Annotated in this window: 9 protein-coding genes and 16 pseudogenes; 14 read left to right on the top strand and 11 right to left on the bottom strand. The window is 66.0% G+C overall.

Going from position 1 to position 16,036, the window contains the following annotated elements:
• Nucleotides 1-8: 8 nt before the first annotated feature.
• From rpmC to DA06_RS23465, 3 genes and pseudogenes are all read right to left on the bottom strand, one after another.
• Nucleotides 9-248 carry a 50S ribosomal protein L29 gene (rpmC, locus tag DA06_RS23455; RefSeq protein WP_043498186.1) on the bottom strand — a complete coding sequence of 80 codons (240 nt, stop codon included), beginning with the start codon at nt 246-248 and terminating at the stop codon, nt 9-11.
• A pseudogene (gene rpl16 / locus DA06_RS23460) lies at nt 248-412 on the bottom strand (large ribosomal subunit protein uL16); the annotation flags it as partial. The gene rpmC and the pseudogene rpl16, both read right to left, overlap by 1 nt.
• Nucleotides 413-620: 208 nt before the next feature.
• A complete protein-coding gene (locus tag DA06_RS23465) occupies nt 621-1,145 on the bottom strand; it encodes a cation diffusion facilitator family transporter (RefSeq protein ID WP_418608185.1) in 525 nt (174 codons plus the stop codon).
• On the opposite strand from DA06_RS23465, the pseudogene DA06_RS23470 reads away from it, so the two are divergent.
• Nucleotides 1,131-1,724, top strand: a pseudogene (locus tag DA06_RS23470) (adenylosuccinate synthetase); the annotation flags it as partial. The gene DA06_RS23465 and the pseudogene DA06_RS23470 sit on opposite strands and share 15 nt — an antisense overlap.
• Here the strand turns inward: DA06_RS23470 and DA06_RS23475 are convergent.
• Nucleotides 1,717-2,118, bottom strand: a pseudogene (locus DA06_RS23475) (aldo/keto reductase); the annotation flags it as partial. The pseudogenes DA06_RS23470 and DA06_RS23475 overlap by 8 nt on opposite strands.
• Before the next feature lie 172 nt (nt 2,119-2,290).
• On the opposite strand from DA06_RS23475, the pseudogene DA06_RS23480 reads away from it, so the two are divergent.
• A pseudogene (locus DA06_RS23480) lies at nt 2,291-2,437 on the top strand (cupin domain-containing protein); the annotation flags it as partial.
• Here the strand turns inward: DA06_RS23480 and DA06_RS23485 are convergent.
• A pseudogene (locus DA06_RS23485) lies at nt 2,438-2,575 on the bottom strand (IS110 family transposase); the annotation flags it as partial.
• A gap of 297 nt (nt 2,576-2,872) precedes the next feature.
• On the opposite strand from DA06_RS23485, the pseudogene DA06_RS23490 reads away from it, so the two are divergent.
• A pseudogene (locus DA06_RS23490) lies at nt 2,873-3,046 on the top strand (IS110 family transposase); the annotation flags it as partial.
• A gap of 164 nt (nt 3,047-3,210) precedes the next feature.
• On the opposite strand, the gene DA06_RS23495 reads toward DA06_RS23490, so the two are convergent.
• Entirely contained in the window at nt 3,211-3,720 is a 510-nt protein-coding gene (locus DA06_RS23495; protein WP_418606211.1) for a DUF6318 family protein, read from the bottom strand.
• A 105-nt stretch (nt 3,721-3,825) separates the two neighbouring features.
• On the opposite strand from DA06_RS23495, the pseudogene DA06_RS23500 reads away from it, so the two are divergent.
• Nucleotides 3,826-5,040 (top strand): annotated as a pseudogene (locus DA06_RS23500) (FAD-dependent oxidoreductase); the annotation flags it as partial.
• Here the strand turns inward: DA06_RS23500 and DA06_RS23505 are convergent.
• Nucleotides 5,041-5,516 (bottom strand): annotated as a pseudogene (locus tag DA06_RS23505) (SufD family Fe-S cluster assembly protein); the annotation flags it as partial. It lies immediately after the preceding pseudogene.
• A 347-nt stretch (nt 5,517-5,863) separates the two neighbouring features.
• Here DA06_RS23505 and DA06_RS23510 point away from each other — a divergent pair.
• The 5 genes and pseudogenes from DA06_RS23510 to DA06_RS23530 form a co-directional block, all read left to right on the top strand.
• Nucleotides 5,864-6,869, top strand: a pseudogene (locus DA06_RS23510) (UDP-N-acetylglucosamine 4,6-dehydratase family protein); the annotation flags it as partial.
• The gene (locus DA06_RS23515; RefSeq protein WP_418608395.1) at nt 6,866-7,015 is read left to right on the top strand and encodes a hypothetical protein; all 150 of its coding nucleotides are present in this window, start codon (nt 6,866-6,868) and stop codon (nt 7,013-7,015) included. The pseudogene DA06_RS23510 and the gene DA06_RS23515, both read left to right, overlap by 4 nt.
• Nucleotides 7,016-8,134: 1,119 nt before the next feature.
• A pseudogene (locus tag DA06_RS23520) lies at nt 8,135-8,373 on the top strand (ATP-binding cassette domain-containing protein); the annotation flags it as partial.
• 383 nt (nt 8,374-8,756) lie between these two features.
• The gene (locus tag DA06_RS23525) at nt 8,757-9,572 is read left to right on the top strand and encodes a YaaC family protein (protein WP_418606212.1); all 816 of its coding nucleotides are present in this window, start codon (nt 8,757-8,759) and stop codon (nt 9,570-9,572) included.
• A gap of 50 nt (nt 9,573-9,622) precedes the next feature.
• Nucleotides 9,623-10,146 (top strand): annotated as a pseudogene (locus tag DA06_RS23530) (sigma-70 family RNA polymerase sigma factor); the annotation flags it as partial.
• Here DA06_RS23530 and DA06_RS23535 read toward each other — a convergent pair.
• Nucleotides 10,136-10,709 (bottom strand): annotated as a pseudogene (locus tag DA06_RS23535) (glucose-6-phosphate dehydrogenase); the annotation flags it as partial. The pseudogenes DA06_RS23530 and DA06_RS23535 sit on opposite strands and share 11 nt — an antisense overlap.
• A 23-nt stretch (nt 10,710-10,732) precedes the next feature.
• Here DA06_RS23535 and DA06_RS23540 point away from each other — a divergent pair.
• Nucleotides 10,733-11,329: pseudogene (locus DA06_RS23540) on the top strand (carbohydrate ABC transporter permease); the annotation flags it as partial.
• Complete coding sequence (locus DA06_RS23545; protein WP_418606213.1) at nt 11,326-12,210, top strand: carbohydrate ABC transporter permease; 885 nt, start codon at nt 11,326-11,328, stop codon at nt 12,208-12,210. The pseudogene DA06_RS23540 and the gene DA06_RS23545, both read left to right, overlap by 4 nt.
• Nucleotides 12,211-12,226: 16 nt before the next feature.
• Here the strand turns inward: DA06_RS23545 and DA06_RS23550 are convergent.
• Nucleotides 12,227-12,937, bottom strand: a pseudogene (locus tag DA06_RS23550) (alpha-amylase family glycosyl hydrolase); the annotation flags it as partial.
• Nucleotides 12,938-13,113: 176 nt separating this feature from the next.
• On the opposite strand from DA06_RS23550, the pseudogene DA06_RS23555 reads away from it, so the two are divergent.
• Together DA06_RS23555 and DA06_RS23560 are read left to right on the top strand one after the other, a co-directional pair.
• A pseudogene (locus tag DA06_RS23555) lies at nt 13,114-13,641 on the top strand (UDP-N-acetyl glucosamine 2-epimerase); the annotation flags it as partial.
• A gap of 30 nt (nt 13,642-13,671) precedes the next feature.
• Nucleotides 13,672-14,178, top strand: a pseudogene (locus DA06_RS23560) (toprim domain-containing protein); the annotation flags it as partial.
• On the opposite strand, the gene DA06_RS23565 reads toward DA06_RS23560, so the two are convergent.
• Nucleotides 14,100-14,858 carry a hypothetical protein gene (locus DA06_RS23565; protein ID WP_418606214.1) on the bottom strand — a complete coding sequence of 253 codons (759 nt, stop codon included), beginning with the start codon at nt 14,856-14,858 and terminating at the stop codon, nt 14,100-14,102. The pseudogene DA06_RS23560 and the gene DA06_RS23565 overlap by 79 nt on opposite strands.
• Before the next feature lie 302 nt (nt 14,859-15,160).
• On the opposite strand from DA06_RS23565, the gene DA06_RS23570 reads away from it, so the two are divergent.
• Nucleotides 15,161-15,538 (top strand): alcohol dehydrogenase catalytic domain-containing protein, encoded by a 378-nt coding sequence (locus DA06_RS23570; RefSeq protein ID WP_418606215.1) that lies wholly within the window; start codon nt 15,161-15,163, stop codon nt 15,536-15,538.
• Here DA06_RS23570 and DA06_RS23575 read toward each other — a convergent pair.
• Nucleotides 15,513-15,977, bottom strand: coding sequence for a glycoside hydrolase family 3 N-terminal domain-containing protein (locus DA06_RS23575; RefSeq protein ID WP_418608186.1), 465 nt, complete (start codon nt 15,975-15,977; stop codon nt 15,513-15,515). The genes DA06_RS23570 and DA06_RS23575 overlap by 26 nt on opposite strands.
• Nucleotides 15,978-16,036 lie beyond the last annotated feature (59 nt).

Below are 16,036 nucleotides of genomic sequence, written 5' to 3' on the forward strand. Positions count from 1 at the left end.
GACCTCGTTCACTTCTCGGTGCTCGGCGCCGTGCGGATGCCGAGCTCGCGCTCGCGCACGATCGTGTAGATGCGGGCGATGTCACGACGCACGGCCTTGAGCCGGCCGTGGTCCTCGAGCTGTCCGGTGGCGGCGGAGAACCGCAGGTTGAACAGCTCGGCCTTGGCCTTCTCCAGCTCCTGCCCGAGACGGTCGTTGTCCATGCCGTCCAGGTCGGCCGGGGCCAGGCCCTTGCTTCCGATGGCCATCAGCCTTCACCACCCTCACGACTCACGAAGCGAGTCTTCATCGGCAGCTTGTGCTGCGCGCGGCTCATGGCCTCGCGAGCGAGCTGCTCATCCACGCCGGCCAGCTCGAACATGACGCGGCCGGGCTTGACGTTGGCGATCCACCACTCGGGCGAGCCCTTGCCGCCTCGGCGTCCCGCTTGACCACCATGCTTCCCGGCATCACAGGGCACTCGGCGACGTCGTCACCGATGGCCGCCGGAGCGGTGGCAAGAAGGTCCTCCCGGCCGTTCGGCGCCGGGGCGTGGCAGCAGCTGGAAGAGGTCGAGTCGTATGTCACGGTTCTGCTCCTTCTCGAGGTCCGCTCGTGGCGGCGTTGCGGTTGGGGCGTGATCAGCTGTGGAAGACCGGTTCATGCTGCCGGTGTCCAAGGGGTTCGATCTGCAGCGTGCTGTGGTCGATGTCGAAGTGTCCGGTGAGGCAGCGGTTGAGCGCATCCAACGTCGCGCACTCCAGAGCCGGGTCGAGCTCGTCAGCATCGATCACGATGTGCGCCGAGAGCGCGGGCATTCCGCTGGTGATGGTCCAGGCGTGCAGGTCGTGGACGGCCACGACGCCCGGCACCTCGAGCAGGTGGGACCGAACGCCCGCGAGATCGACGTTCCTCGGAGTCGCTTCCATCAGTACCTCGATCACGTCCCGCAGCAGCGAGAATGCGCGAGGGAGGATCATGACCCCGATGGCGAAGGACGCCAACGCGTCGGCACGCCACCATCCCGTGGTCGCGATGAGGACGGCCGCGACGACGACCGCGACAGACCCGAGCAGATCACCGAGCACCTCGAGATACGCCCCCCGCATGTTGAGGCTCTCTCCGCGACCTCGCGCGAGGATCAGCAACGAGAGTACGCGCTGCACCTGCTGCCCTCCGGCATCCTCTCTCCCGGGTGCGTCCCCGTGATCGGCAACGGCGTCGTCGTCGACCTGGAGGTGCTCTTCCAGGAGATCGAGGGGCTCGAGGCCCGTGGCGTGGACACCTCGGGACTGATGCTCTCCGCCAACGCGCACATCATCCCGTCCTACAACCGCACGCTCGACAAGGTCACGGAGCGCTTCCTCGGCAAGCGACAGATCGGGACCACCGGCCGCGGGATCGGGCCGACGTACGCCGACAAGATGAGCCGCGTGGGGCTGCGGGTCCAGGACCTCTTCGACGCCTCCATCCTGCGCCAGAAGGTCGAGGGGGCGCTGGCGCAGAAGAACCAGATGCTCGTGAAGGTCTTCAACCGGCGAGCCTTCGACGTCGACGAGATCACCGAGGGCCTGCTCGCCTACGCCGAGCGGGTGCGGCCGATGGTCGCCGACACCTCCCTGGTGCTCAACCGGGCCCTCGACGAGGGCAGGACGATCGTCTTCGAGGCCGGCCAGGCCACGATGCTCGACGTCGACCACGGCACCTACCCGTTCGTCACCTCCTCCTCGGCGACGGCAGGTGGTCAGGCATGAAGTTGCTGACGCCGATCGCGCGGACCTTGCCCGCGGCCAGGAGGGTCTCGAGCGCGCGGTACGCCTCGATCGTCAGGTCGAACCGTGTCGGGAGCGGCTGGTGGAGGATCAGCAGGTCGATCTGGTCAACACCCAGCTTGCCCGCGCTCTTGTCGAACGCGTGCAGCGTGGCGTCGTAGCCGTAGTCGCTGATCCAGATCTTCGTCTCGACGAACAGCTGCGACCGGTCCACGCCCGAGCGACGGATCGCCTCCCCGACCTCGCGCTCGTTGCCGTAGGCGGCAGCGGTGTCGATGTGCCGGTAACCGGTACGCAGCGCCGTCTCGACCGCAGCGACGGTCTCCCCCGGCGCGGTCTGGAACACGCCGAAGCCCAGAGCGGGCATCTCGATGCCGTTGTTCAGTGTCAGTGTGGGGGTCACGCCACCACGCTAGGTACCGCCGTCGCAGGTGTGGGAGGCCCTGCTCAGCCGGGTACTACCAGTGCCCCCCACGCTCCTCGGTGCGGACCTACGGTGAAACGGCCAGCGCGTCCCGACGACCGGAGCAGCACTCGAGATGGACATCGACCCACGCACGCCGACCACGAAGAACCCGCCGGAACAGTTCACGGGAGATGTTTGGGTGGACCCTATCGCCCTGCCCCGTGAGGAGGGGCAACGAATGGTCGTGGCCTTCGTCAGGTTTGCTCCTGGGGCCCGCACGCCGCAGCTTCGCCTCGTCGTTGGGCAGCGCCTTGTCGAACAGGACCTTCCCGGCGCGGTCCAGGGCGACCGCGTGGTGCTCGCTCTTGCCGACGTCGAGACCGACAAAGACCTCGACCTGGTGGTGTTCCCCGATCACCCGTGACCCCCGTTAGCCCGCTTCCGATACGAACGCTGGACTGTCCGCGGCGGCTGACGTCGGCATCCACGTTACGAAGGCGACTCCGCACCCGGTCAGGGTGTCTGGCCCGGCCCCTATCAGCGATCACCAGCCACCTATCGGCCCCGGCGGCAACACCCCCCGGATCATCAACGACTGGGGGCAAAGAGCCATACCGGACCCGACAGGCCAGCACCCCCGATCCAACACGACCCGAGGGCTGCGAAGAAGGTAACGGGGCACGGTTGATCGAGGAACACCACCAGGTCGAGGTCTTTCGTCGGCCTTGACGTCGGCAAGAGCGAGCACCACGCGGTCGCGCTGGACCGGGCCGGGACGGGTCTTGTTCGACGAGGCCCTGCCCAGCGACGAGGCCAAGCTGCGGGCGATCTGGCCAAGCTCGCCGGCCACGGCCCGGTGCTGATGGTGGTGGACCAGCCCACCACGATCACCTCCTTCAGGCAGATGCCTTCTTTGCCCGTGAAGGGTGACGGTGTCTCCACCGGCTTCCCCGGACAAGCCCGATCCTGCGGATGCGACGGCGACGGGCAGGAGCGCAAACATTCCTAACAGAGACAGCGGCAATGCACACCTGACTGGGATTCGCATCCGGATCAACCGGCCTCCCTTTCAAAGGAGGCCTCACCGATCACCCAACGCCCCTCGGATCGCTTGATGGCGAAATCGAATGCAGCCGGACCGCCGTCAGAACTGGCCGTCTGTACACCCTGCGCATCGAATATCGACGACTTCCCCTCGCCGACGTCGATCCACACGGCAAAATACTCATTACCCTCGCGCGGGGGACTCCCGTCGACAGTGCGTATCTCAATTTCCGGGCCTACACCAAAGCCGCCGCCCGAGTACAATTCTTCGACGTTGTCAACGACGCTCTGACAGAACACGCACTCGGGATCCGACATGGCCTTCCACTCAGCCAGGTCGCCAGTGGCGTACACGTACGGATAGAGCTCAAGGAAGTACTGCGCCGCAGCTTCAGCGCCGGCCACGTCGTCACGCGCCATCGCGTCCGGCGGTACGGGCTTCTCGACCTCCGGCCGGTCCTCGCTGCCGCGCGGGAGACCCGGCGCTCTCCCGTGCGGCGTGGTAGCCGCCCGAACCACTGCGGTGGAGAGTCTCGGGTGCTGTCACGGAGACGACCGGGACGACCGAAGTACCGACCCGAAAAGCGTGGCTCCGGGGCACTCCTGCCCCTAGTGTCACGGATCGTGACCGCACACTTCGACGTGATCGTGCTCGGCGCCGGTCCCGGCGGGTATGTCGCCGCCATCCGCGCCGCGCAGCTGGGACTGAAGGTCGCCGTCGTCGAGGAGAAGTACTGGGGCGGCGTGTGCCTGTCCGTGGGGTGCATCCCCTCCAAGGCGCTCCTGCGCAACGCCGAGCTCGCGCACCTGTTCACCCACCAGGCGGACATGTTCGGCATGTCCGGCGAGGTCCGCTTCGACTACGGGGTGGCTTTCGACCGCAGCCGAGAGGTCGCCGGCGGGCGGGTGCGCGGGGTGCACTACCTGATGAAGAAGAACGGCATCCCGGAGTACGACGGGCACGGCACGTTCACCGACGCGCACGCGATGGAGGTGCGGCTCACCGGCGGCGGGACGGAGACGCTGACGTTCGACCACGCGATCATCGCCACCGGCTCCACCGTGCGGCTGCTGCCCGGCGTGGAGCTGAGCGAGAACGTCGTGACGTACGAGAAGCAGATCCTCAGCCGGGAGCTGGTCGAGGAGATCCTCGCCGGCCGTTTCCAGCCCGCCACCCCCACGTTCCTCAACGCCGGCAAGGCCGCGCGCGGCGAGCTGGTCTCCTGCTTCCTCCTGCGCATGGAGGACAACATGGAGTCGATCGCCCGGGGCATCAACTCGGCGCTGCAGCTGTCCAAGCGCGGCGGCGGCGTGGCGCTGTCGCTGACGAACATCCGTGAGGCCGGCGCGCCGATCAAGAAGATCCAGAACCAGTCCTCCGGGGTCATCCCCGTGATGAAGCTGCTCGAGGACTCCTTCTCCTACGCCAACCAGCTCGGGGCGCGCCAGGGTGCGGGCGCGGTGTACCTGCACGCCCACCACCCCGACATCATGAAGTTCCTCGACACGAAGCGGGAGAACGCGGACGAGAAGATCCGCATCAAGACGCTCTCGCTCGGCGTCGTGATCCCGGACATCACGTTCGAGCTCGCGAAGAAGAACGAAGACATGTACCTGTTCTCGCCCTACGACGTCGAGCGCGTCTACGGCGTGCCGTTCAGCGAGGTCAGCGTCTCCGAGAAGTACCACGAGATGGTCGACGACGGCCGGATCAAGAAGACCAAGCTCAACGCCCGCAACTTCTTCCAGACCCTCGCCGAGCTCCAGTTCGAGTCGGGCTACCCCTACATCGTGTTCGAGGACACGGTGAACCGGGCCAACCCGATCGAGGGTCGGATCGATCGAGGAGGACGTGTTCGGCGCGAGGTGCACCATCTTGGAGCCGGCGTCCTGGTGCTGGCCCTCGCCGGCGAAGGCGATGGACAGCGTCTCCCCGCGCGCGTGCTCACCCATGAGGTAGACGGCCGGGTACTTCATGGTCACCTTGGAGCCGATGTTGCCGTCGATCCACTCCATCGTGCCGCCGGCCTCGACCGTGGCGCGCTTGGTGACGAGGTTGTACACGTTGTTCGACCAGTTCTGGATGGTCGTGTACCGGACGCGGGCGTCCTTCTTGACGATGATCTCCACGACCGCCGAGTGCAGCGAGTCCGACTGGTAGATCGGCGCGGTGCAGCCCTCGACGTAGTGCACGTAGGAGCCCTCGTCCGCGATGATCAGCGTCCGCTCGAACTGGCCCATGTTCTCGGTGTTGATCCGGAAGTAGGCCTGCAGCGGGATCTCGACGTGGACGCTTCGGGACGGTACACGAACGAGCCGCCGGACCACACCGCGGTGTTGAGGGAGGCGAACTTGTTGTCGCCGGCCGGGATGACCGAGCCGAAGAACTCCTCGAAGATCTCCGGGTGCTCCTTCAGTCCCGTGTCGGTGTCGACGAAGATCACGCCCTGGGCCTCGAGGTCCTCACGGATCTGGTGGTAGACGACCTCGGACTCGTACTGCGCGGCGACGCCGGCGACGAGGCGCTGCTTCTCGGCCTCCGGGATGCCCAGGCGGTCGTAGGTGGTTCTTGATGTCCTCGGGCAGGTCCTCCCAGGCTGGTCGGCCTGCTTCGTCCGTGGAGCGCTACCGAGTACTGATGTTGTCGAAGTCGATGTCCGCAGATATTCTTGGTCGTCGGCAGGTCGAGACTGACATCGAGTCGATCGCGGACTATCTGACGGGCAAGCGCGTGCTGGTCACGGGCGCCGGCGGTTCGATCGGCTCGGAGCTGGCACGCCAGGTGCACAAGTTCGGACCGTCTGAGCTCATCCTGCTCGACCGCGACGAGTCCGCCCTGCACGGGGTGCAGCTGTCGATCTACGGCAAGGGCCTCCTCGACACGCCTGACATGGTGCTCGCGGATATCCGGGACCGAAACGCCCTGCGGCCGATCTTCGAGCGCCACCGGCCCGAGGTTGTCTTCCACGCCGCTGCGCTCAAGCACCTCCCCATGCTCGAGCAGTACCCGGAGGAGGGCTGGAAGACGAACGTGCTCGGCACGCTGAACGTCCTCGAGCTTGCGGCTGAGTTCGGCGTCCGGCAGTTCGTCAACATCTCGACGGACAAGGCAGCGAATCCCACGAGCGTCCTCGGCAAGACAAAGCGGCTTGCAGAAGAGCTGACCGCCTGGCACGGCAGGAACGCTGACGGCACATACCTCTCCGTGCGCTTCGGAAACGTCCTCGGCTCCCGCGGCTCGATGCTGCACACCTTCCGCCAGCAGATCGACATGGGCGGGCCGATCACGGTCACTCACCCCGAGATCACACGTTACTTCATGACCATCCCGGAGGCTCCGACTGGTGATTCAGGCCGCCGCCATTGGGCGAGACGCTGAAGTCCTCGTGCTCGACATGGGGGAACCCGTCAAGATCCTGGATGTCGCCAAGCGACTCATCACCCACTCCGGCAAGGACATCGAGATCGTCTTCACAGGTCTCCGGCCCAACGAGAAGATGCATGAAGAGCTGTTCAGTGTGGACGAGGAGGGCGCCCGCCCCTTCCACCCGCTCATCTCGCACGTGACTGTTCCGCCCGTCTCTCCCGAGTCGCTCAAGGACCTCCACGAGCAAGGGCCCGCTTTCGGCACGGGTGTGCTGTCGTACGTCACGCGGGAGCGGGCGTGAGCGCGATGGACCTTCTCGTCGTCGGTGAGCGACTCCACCTTCGCGGCGTCGACGTCGATGCCGATCACGCGCCCAGCTCGGCCATGCACGCCGCGTGCACCGCACCGAGATACCCGCAACCGATCACCGAAATCTGCATGAACTGAACCTAGGCGATGTCGAACGACGTCCACCCGGGAGCCACACCACAGAGCACACCGCGGAGATTGGGTGTGTCACGAATCCTTCGATGGCAGTTCTTAACCGCGACGTTGGACGACTGTAAGGTCGTCCAGTGCCAATGCCTCTCGAACCGTGGATACTTCGAGGTTGCACGGGTGATCTCCAGGCAGCGCGCAGCCACGAGCGAAGCGCGGCGACCGTGTCACCCTACCTGGGAATGAAGTTTCGCTCGCGTTCCCTGAAAAAGGGCCACGATGCAAACGCTCCCGCCCCTGGTGCTATTTGCTATAGATAGCCAGCCGTTGAGCGCGCGTGACCGAGTTCTCTCTTGGGATGCACGCCAAACGGCGGCCAGTTATGCGACAGATGCCGAAATCGGGGTTCGTTGAACATCGCGCAAGTCATCCAGTAACGCTCAAACGGTTCCCCGGAACCCGACTCGTATGCGCCTAATCTGCGCCACCTCACCGCCGATGGGCGCTATTTACGGGCGAGCTCTCTACATGAAACAAGGATTGCACCAACTGCTACACTCGTGGCCGACATGGCGCTCTGAACCTCAACTGCCGTTTATTATGGAGTTCCATGCCTATCTCGTGGGTCACGGGCTCCGGACAATGAGGGGCAGATGCAACATCTCGACGATTCGTATGAGGGGAAGGTAGTTAATGGGGGTCACATTTGTGTATTGGTGTGCCCTATCGGCCGTCCTTACCTTGCATGCGGCGTTGTACTTCTTGAGCGCGAGTCCGGGGCGAAGGGTCCTCTTGGCGTCGGCATTCGGTGCCTTATGCATTATGGCGGCGAGTTCGCACTTGTTTGGCGACTCGGAGGTGGTCTCAATTGGGCTGCGTGTTGCGGGCGCGGGCATGTTGGTCGTCGCCGCGTCAACCGCCAAACTATCATTGCCAGCGCGAAGGAGCTGGAACAGGCTTCCGGCGCTGCTCGGCAGAGCAGGCTGGCTCCACTGGCGGGCGACGCCGTCGTCCGCAGTCTGCAAAATCGCCATGACCCTCAGTTAACCACCCACCTCATCGTTTGTCTCCACCTACTCCGGCACCTTTTGCTTGACGTGCGACGAAAGTCCGCTATACGTTGTGCCCATGGTCACAGCAGACCCCGCACCGCCGTTGTTGCAGATGCGCGGCATCGTCAAACATTTCCCGGGAGCCAAGGCGCTCGACGGCGTAGATCTCGAGATCCGTGCCGGCGAGGTGCCACTGTCTCCTCGGGCAGAACGGGCGCCGGCAAGTCCACCCTCATCAAGACGCTCGCCGGCGCGCACCGCCCCGACCGTGGAGAGATCCTCTGGCAGGGTCAGCCGGTCTCCGTTCCCACGCCGTTAGTGGTCGGGACCGGACGCGGATAATACCCGGCCGTCTCTGCGCTCTTCGACGAGCCCAACCGCGCTTATGCATCCTCGACCTAGGCTCGCCCTGCGCGCCTTCACCGGTTGCACCATGACACCTTCTTGAACGGCGATACGAATAGACAAGTCATATATTCCCAGGCCAGACGGGGCATTCTCACTCGCCCCGCCACCTACACACGGCCCATCCATCGGTGGATCGAGGCTTAGTACGCTGAGCTTGTGCCGACAACGTTCTACTCAATGAGCCTGATGACCGCCCCGGAATCCTGGCGGTCGATCCGTACGATCAGGGCAGAACCCCAGGGGTCGCTTGATCGCGCTCGAGTGACAACTCGCGGCGACGCGAGCTCCACATGGCACTTGAACAGGCCCAGCAGCAGTTCGCTGCCGCGGAGCGGATCGGATATGAGAGTCGCCCGCTGAACCTATTCTACGGGCTCTCTCAGGCCGGTCGAGCAATCGCCGCTGGGTCGCGCCTGCTCGGACGCGGGACGAATCACCAGTGGCAGGCCAACGGGCATGGCCTCAAGTACGACATCGGTGTCCCCGACGGCGTCTTGGCAACGCCGATCAAGCAGGATGGAGGTACGCGAGACCTCTTCTCGCGTGTTTCCATCGCGATCGACTCGCCACTCGACTTCAATGCCCTCGATGCGCGTGGGGTCCTCGACGTAGGCGGCGAGACACTGATCAGCCCTGGCGGCGACCAACGGAGCGAGCCCCTCTTCAACCTCGGCCCACCGCATGTCAACGATCGATTCCACGCCTACCTCCGCCATGTCCCGTCGGACCTTCTTATCACCGTTGACCGACGCCGTTATCGATTCGGAACATCATCTGCCGAAACGCGCAGCCAGATGTCAGTGGTCCGACTTACGATCGAAGGACCAGCGCAACGATGGGACGGTAGGCAGTGGAAGACGGTCAGCCCGAGCGATCCGAAGAACTGGATCGTCCGGCCACGCCCGCGAGCAAGGCATGGCTGCCTAAGAAAAAGCTGGGCGGCGTTCTCCGGCTCGGCGCCAAGAAAGCGCCGGCGACGAAGAAGTCCCTACAAGCGGGAAGAACCAAGAAGTCGAGCCTCAAGCTCGCGCCAGGGGCACCCGCGACGGGTTCCGATTCGTGGTCCGGACGGGAGGGCAACGACGGCAGAGCGAGTTCCCCCCTGATCGTCGACAAGAAGATTCCGGACCCGGGCGCCCTCGTCATCTCATACACGAGCGATGACGACGCGCCCGTCCAGCAGGTCGTCACCGCCGGGGCCACCGCGGACCAGGTGAAGGACTACCTCAAGCAGATCGGCAAGGTCGCGCTCCTGAACGCCGAGCAGGAGATCGAGCTCGCCAAGCGCATCGAGGCCGGCCTGTTCGCCGAGGAGAAGCTGGCGACCGAGAGCGAGAACCTCGCGCCAAGCTGCGCCGCGAGCTGCAGTGGATCGCCAACGACGGTCACCTGGCCAAGAACCATCTACTCGAGGCCAACCTGCGCCTGGTCGTCTCCCTGGCCAAGCGGTACACTGGCCGCGGCATGCTCTTCCTGGACCTGATCCAGGAGGGAAACCTCGGCCTGATCCGCGCCGTGGAGAAGTTCGACTACACCAAGGGCTACAAGTTCTCGACCTACGCGACCTGGTGGATCCGTCAGGCCATCACCCGTGCGATGGCGGACCAGGCCCGCACGATCCGCCTGCCCGTGCATCTGGTAGAGCAAGTCAACCAGTTGCGTCAAGCAAGGCGCCGGCTCGCGCTGCGACGTCCAGCCGGACCGCGGCGTAGGACTCGGTCTCCGAGGTCGACGGGATGCCGTCCTCGTCGAGGTAGCCGCGGACCTCCTGGCCCCCCTGCCAGCCGCCCGCGTACTGCCCGCGGGCGGTGTGGGCGTCGAGGTCCTCGGGGACCTTGACGGCCGAGAGGATCTTCTCCTTCTCCGCCCGCAGCGCATCGGCCTCGAAGGAGACCGGCTCCTCCATCGCCGTGAGCGCGAGCAGCTGCAGCAGGTGGTTCTGGATGACGTCCCGAGCCGCCCCGATACCGTCGTAGTACCCCCGCGCGCGAGCCGATGCCGATGGACTCGGCCATCGTGATCTGCACGTGGTCGACGTAGTTGGCGTTCCAGATCGGCTCGAACAGCTGGTTGGCGAAACGCAGCGCCAGGATGTTCTGGACCGTCTCCTTGCCGAGGTAGTGGTCGATACGGAACACCGAGTCCGGCGGGAAGACCTCCGAGACGACGGCATCGAGATCGCGCGCCGACGACAGGTCGTGCCCGAACGGCTTCTCGATCACCACCCGCCGCCAGCTGTCCGGCTCGGAGCCCGACAGCCCGGACCAGGGGCGAGGGGTTCTTCCGCTCGGTCTACCTCTTCCCCATGGCCGTCTCGTTCATCGCCTCCGGCGTCGTGTGGCGCTGGCTGCTGAACTCCAACGAGGGCGAGAGCGCGCTCGGCCTGAACCGCCTGTTCCAGATGATCGGGCTGGACTTCCTCCAGAACCCCTGGTGGAACAACGTCACGTGGGGCATCGCGGCCATCGCCATCCCGGCCATCTGGCAGCTCTCCGGCTACGTCATGGCGCTCTTCCTGGCGGGCTTCCGCGGCATCCCGGACGAGCTGCGCGAGGCGGGACGCATCGACGGCGCCTCCGAGTGGCAGCTGTACCGCCACGTGATCTTCCCGCAGCTCTCCCCCGTCGCGCTCTCGGCGCTGATCATCATCGGACACATGTCGCTGAAGGCGTTCGACCTGATCATGTCGATCTCGAAGCCGTCGAACTACCAGACCAAGGTGCCCGCGGTCGACATGTATGTGTTCAAGTCGAGCTTCGACTACGCCAACGCCGCCGCGGTCGGCTCGATCCTGCTGATCATCGTGGCGCTGCTGATCATCCCGTACCTCGTGCACACCTCGCGGAAGGAGGGCGGACGATGACCACCGCGGTGCCGGCGCCGGCGCCCACCGACGTCGCCCCGGGCCGTCCCGTCACCGCCCCCGCCGTCTCCGCGGGCCGGACGGTCAGGTACGCAATCCTCCTCATCTCGCTGCTCCTGGTGCTCATCCCGGTCTACGTGCTGGTCGTGACGAGCTTCAAGGGCCCCGGCGACGCCTCTCCCGCCCGCGCGTGGGCGCTGCCGCAGCTGTGGACCATGGAGAACTGGACCACCGCGTGGGAGACGCTCTCGCCGTCGATCTGGCGCTCCGTCCAGATGGTCGTCCCGGCGTCGATCATCTCCGCGTTCCTGGGGTCGATGAACGGGTTCGTGCTCTCGCGCTGGTCCTTCCGGGGCGCGAACATCGTCTTCACGCTGATCCTGTTCGGGATGTTCATCCCGTACCAGGCGGTGATGATCCCGCTGCTGCAGCTGCTGCTGGAGCTCCAGGTCCCGAGCGGCATCCCCTCCCTGATCCTCGTGCACGTCATCTACGGCATCCCGATCACCACGCTGATCTTCCGCAACTACTACGAGTCGGTGCCGCGGGAGCTCATCGAGGCCGCCCGCGTCGACGGAGCCGGGATGCTGCGCACCTACGTCTCCGTGGTGCTGCCGGTCTCCATCCCGAGCTTCGTCGTCGTCCTCATCTGGCAGTTCACCTCCGCGTGGAACGACTTCCTGTTCGCGGTGTTCTTCTCCTCCAGCCAGAACGGCCCCGTCACCCTGGCGCTGAACAACCTCGCCAACGGCGCGCTGCTGCAGAACTACGGCGTGTCGATGTCCGGCGCGCTCCTGGCCTCGTTGCCCACGCTGCTGGTCTACATCATTCTCGGCAAGTACTTCATCGGCGGGCTGATGTCCGGCTCCGTCAAGGGCTGAACCCGTCCACCGGGCGGACTGCGGACCGCAGGTCCGCGAGGAACTCGTGCGTGCGGGGGAGGTTCTCGCAGTTGGTGCCCTCCTCCTCGTAGAGGTAGGGCACCGCGTCGAGGCGGAAGCCGTCGACGCCGAGGCGGCACCAGAACCGCACGACGTCGAACATCGCCTCCTTCACGGCCGGGTTCTCGAAGTTCAGGTCCGGCTGGTGGGAGAAGAAGCGGTGCCAGAAGTACTGCCGGCGCACCGGGTCGAACGTCCAGTTGGACGTCTCGGTGTCGACGAAGATGATGCGCGCGTCCTGGTAGCGCTCGGTCGTGTCCGACCAGACGTAGAAGTCGCCGTACGGGCCGTCCGGGTTGGAGCGGGAGGACTGGAACCACGGGTGCTGGTCGCTGGTGTGGTTCATCACCAGGTCGACGATGATGCGCATGCCGCGCGCGTGGGCCTCGTCCATCAGCTCGGTGAAGTCCTCGACGGTGCCGTACTGGCCGTCCACCGAGGTGTAGTCCGAGACGTCGTAGCCGCCGTCGCGAAGCGGCGAGGGGTAGAACGGCGGCAGCCACAGGCAGTCGACCCCGAGCCACTGGAGGTAGTCCAGGCGGTCGATCAGGCCGCGCAGGTCTCCGGTGCCCGAGCCCTCGGAGTCGTGGAAGGCGCGCAGCAGCACCTCGTAGAAGACGGCCTTGCGGTACCAGTCGCGCGGGCGTGAGCCCGGCCCGGTCGGCACCGGTCGAGGCCTGCGTCCGTTCCGTGCGGGATGTCCCGCGAGGACATCGCCCGTTTCAAGAAGGCTTCGCACGAGGCGGCCCGGGATCTCAGCTTCGAGACGGACGCCGCGATCGGGTCGGCGATCGTCGAGAACTCGCTGCGTCGGTAGAGTTCGTCCACGTGAAGATCCTCAGCGTGGTCGGCGCCCGACCGCAGTTCGTCAAGCTCGCCCCGATCGCCCACGAGCTGAACCGGCGGAGCCTGGACCACACGATCGTTCACACGGGGCAGCACTACGACCCCATGCTCTCCGAGGTGTTCTTCGAGGACCTCGAGATCCCGGCCCCCGACGTGCATCTCGGCGTGGGAAGCGCACCCCACGGTCAGCAGACCGGGGCGATGCTCGCAGCGCTCGAGCGCACGTTCGCCGACGAGCGCCCCGACTGGGTCCTCGTCTACGGCGACACCAACTCCACCCTCGCCGCCGCACTTGCCGCGGTGAAGATGCACCTGCCGGTGGCGCATCTCGAAGCGGGACTCCGGTCCTTCAACCGAGCCATGCCGGAGGAGCACAACCGCGTGCTGACCGACCACGCCGCGGACCTCCTCCTCGCTCCGACGGACGTGGCGGTGGGTCACCTCACGAACGAGGGGCTCGCCTCGCGCACCGTCATGGTCGGAGACGTGATGACCGACGTTCTTCTCAACGTGCGCGCCAGTGCGGGGAACGGTCTTCCTGAGGAGCTCTCCCAGGCGGTCCAGGGCCGCGACCCCGAGACCCAGGCGATCCTGCCGCTGCGCGGGAAGATCCTCAACGTCGAGAAGGCACGGCTCGACCGGGCCCTGGGGAACCAGGAGATCCAGGCCCTCATCACCGCCTTCGGCACCGGCATCGGCGAGGACTTCGACGTCGAGAAGCTGCGGTACTGGAAGATCGTGCTCATGGCCGACGCCGACGTCGACGGCCAGCACATCACGACGCTGCTGCTCACCCTGCTGTTCCGCTACATGCGGCCGCTGGTGGAGAACGGGCACGTCTACCTGGCCCAGCCGCCCCTGTACCGACTGAAGTGGTCCAACGCCGCGCACCAGTACGTCTACTCCGACAAGGAGAAGGACGCCTTCCTCGCCGAGGGGGCCCGCGCCGGCAAGCGGCTGCCGAAGGAGAGCGGCATCCAGCGCTACAAGGGTCTGGGCGAGATGAACGACCAGGAGCTCTGGGACACCACCATGAACCCCGACACCCGGACGCTGCGCCAGGGCATGTTCCGCTTGGTCGCGAAGATGCCGCCGAAGGAGGTGACGTCCTCGATCGGGCGGACCAGGCGCGATCCGTCGGTGTAGTTCGCCGGCAGGGCGAGCGATCCCAGGGCCTGCTCCGGGTTGTCCCCGATCTGGTACCGGCCCGTGATCACGTCGTTGACGGTGTTGACGGTCATCGTCAGCGTGACCGGCTGGCTGCCGATCGTGGTCTGGCTCAGGTCGACCATGACCTGGTCCGCCGACGGGGCGGCGGCGCTGCCGTTCGCGGTGAGGCCGTTGATCTCACGGGAGAGCTGGATCTGGCGGCCGGTCGAGCTCGAGCCGATGAGGGCGAGCTTGACGTAGTTCTGGTCGTCCGGGCCGAACCACAGTCCCGCCTGGGCCGAGCTCGTGGCCGCGGTCGGGCTGTTGAGCGTGGTGGTGAACTCCAGGTTCGACGCCGCGGCGTCCACGCCGACGCCGAGAGTGTTGTCCTGCTGGTTGATCAGCCCGGTGGCGCCCGTGTTGGAGTACGCGATGCCCTTGGTCGTCGTGATGGTCAGCTTGCCGTCCGCCACGTCGAGGAGCTCGGGGAGGTAGTAGTCGTTGTTGGCGCTCGACGCTGCACCATGCGATGTCGCCCTCGCCGCCGTCGTCACGGTGACCGCGGCGCTCAGCCTGACCTTGCGCCGACCCAACCTCTGACCAACCCGGCCCGAACGTCTTCGAGACGCAGACCAGACCCCTCGGTACGCGAATGGGGAAGACCGACGGTTCCCAATACGGGACACCACCAGACTGACCACCAAAATCCGCGTCCACGACGTCCTCCGCCCCGCTGACGTGGCAGACAGCCGCGCGGGTCTACCCGTGGTCAACCGCCGCAGTCGGCGGTGCGTGGGAGGTACTGGTGGTACCCCGAAGCGCAGGCACTCCCTGGTCCGGGCGACCGCGCGTTGACTGGTCCTCGTTCAACTCCAAGCGACGAAAAAGGGACGACATGCGAGCAGCCATCTTCAAGGGCAAGGGCACCATCGAGGTAGGACAGCGGCCCGACCCGCAGATCCAGGGCCCGACCGACGCCCTCGTGCGGGTCGTGCGCGGCTGCGTGTGCGGCTCGGACCTGTGGTACTACCGGGGCATCAACCCGCACCAGGTCGGCAGCATCGGCCACGAGTACATCGGTGTCGTCGAGGAGGTCGGGCAGCAGGTCACGAAGATCGCGGTCGGCGACCTCGTCATCGCGCCGTTCACGTTCAACTGCGGCACCTGCCCGGCCTGCCGCAACGGGTTCGAGTCCAACTGCGAGTACGGCGGCGCGTTCCCCGGCCTGCACCGCCATGACACCGGCCTCACCCCGTGCCCCACCGGTCGCTGATCGCCCGCATTCCCATTCCGTCGGTGATGACGAGTCCGTCGAAGCCCATGTCCTCTCGCAGGAGCCCGGTGAGGACAGCAGGGGACAAGGTCGCCGGCAGTTCGTCGTCGATCACCTCGACGACGATGTGCGCCGTCATGATGGAGTCGGCGCCGGCGTCGATGGCGGCCTGGAACGGCTTGAGGTGGACCTCCTCGAGGGTCTCGCGGTCGAAGCCTACGGACGGCAGACCCAGGTGCGAGTCGGTCTCCGTGTCGCCGTGGCCGGGGAAGTGCTTCGCCGAGGTGAGCACGCCCTCGGACTGCTGTGCCCCCACGTAGGCCGCGACGTGGTCGGCCACCAGGTCGGCGTTCTCCCCGAAGGAACGCACCCCGATGACCGGGTTGGCCGGATTCGTGTTGACGTCGGCGACGGGCATGAAGTTCCAGTTGATCCCCATCGCGGCCGCCTCGGCGCCGGTGATCGCCCCGGCCACGGCACTGTTAACATCGTCGCCAG

This window comes from Georgenia sp. SUBG003 (assembly GCF_000715355.2).
GTDB lineage: Bacteria > Actinomycetota > Actinomycetes > Actinomycetales > Actinomycetaceae > Georgenia.

Coding starts and splice junctions, on each gene's coding strand:
- rpmC (WP_043498186.1), bottom strand. CDS start 248: ATGGCCATCGGAAGCAAGGGCCTGGCCCCGGCCGACCTGGACGGCATG.
- DA06_RS23525 (WP_418606212.1), top strand. CDS start 8,757: ATGGCACTTGAACAGGCCCAGCAGCAGTTCGCTGCCGCGGAGCGGATC.
- DA06_RS23545 (WP_418606213.1), top strand. CDS start 11,326: ATGACCACCGCGGTGCCGGCGCCGGCGCCCACCGACGTCGCCCCGGGC.
- DA06_RS23570 (WP_418606215.1), top strand. CDS start 15,161: ATGCGAGCAGCCATCTTCAAGGGCAAGGGCACCATCGAGGTAGGACAG.
- DA06_RS23575 (WP_418608186.1), bottom strand. CDS start 15,977: ATGGGGATCAACTGGAACTTCATGCCCGTCGCCGACGTCAACACGAAT.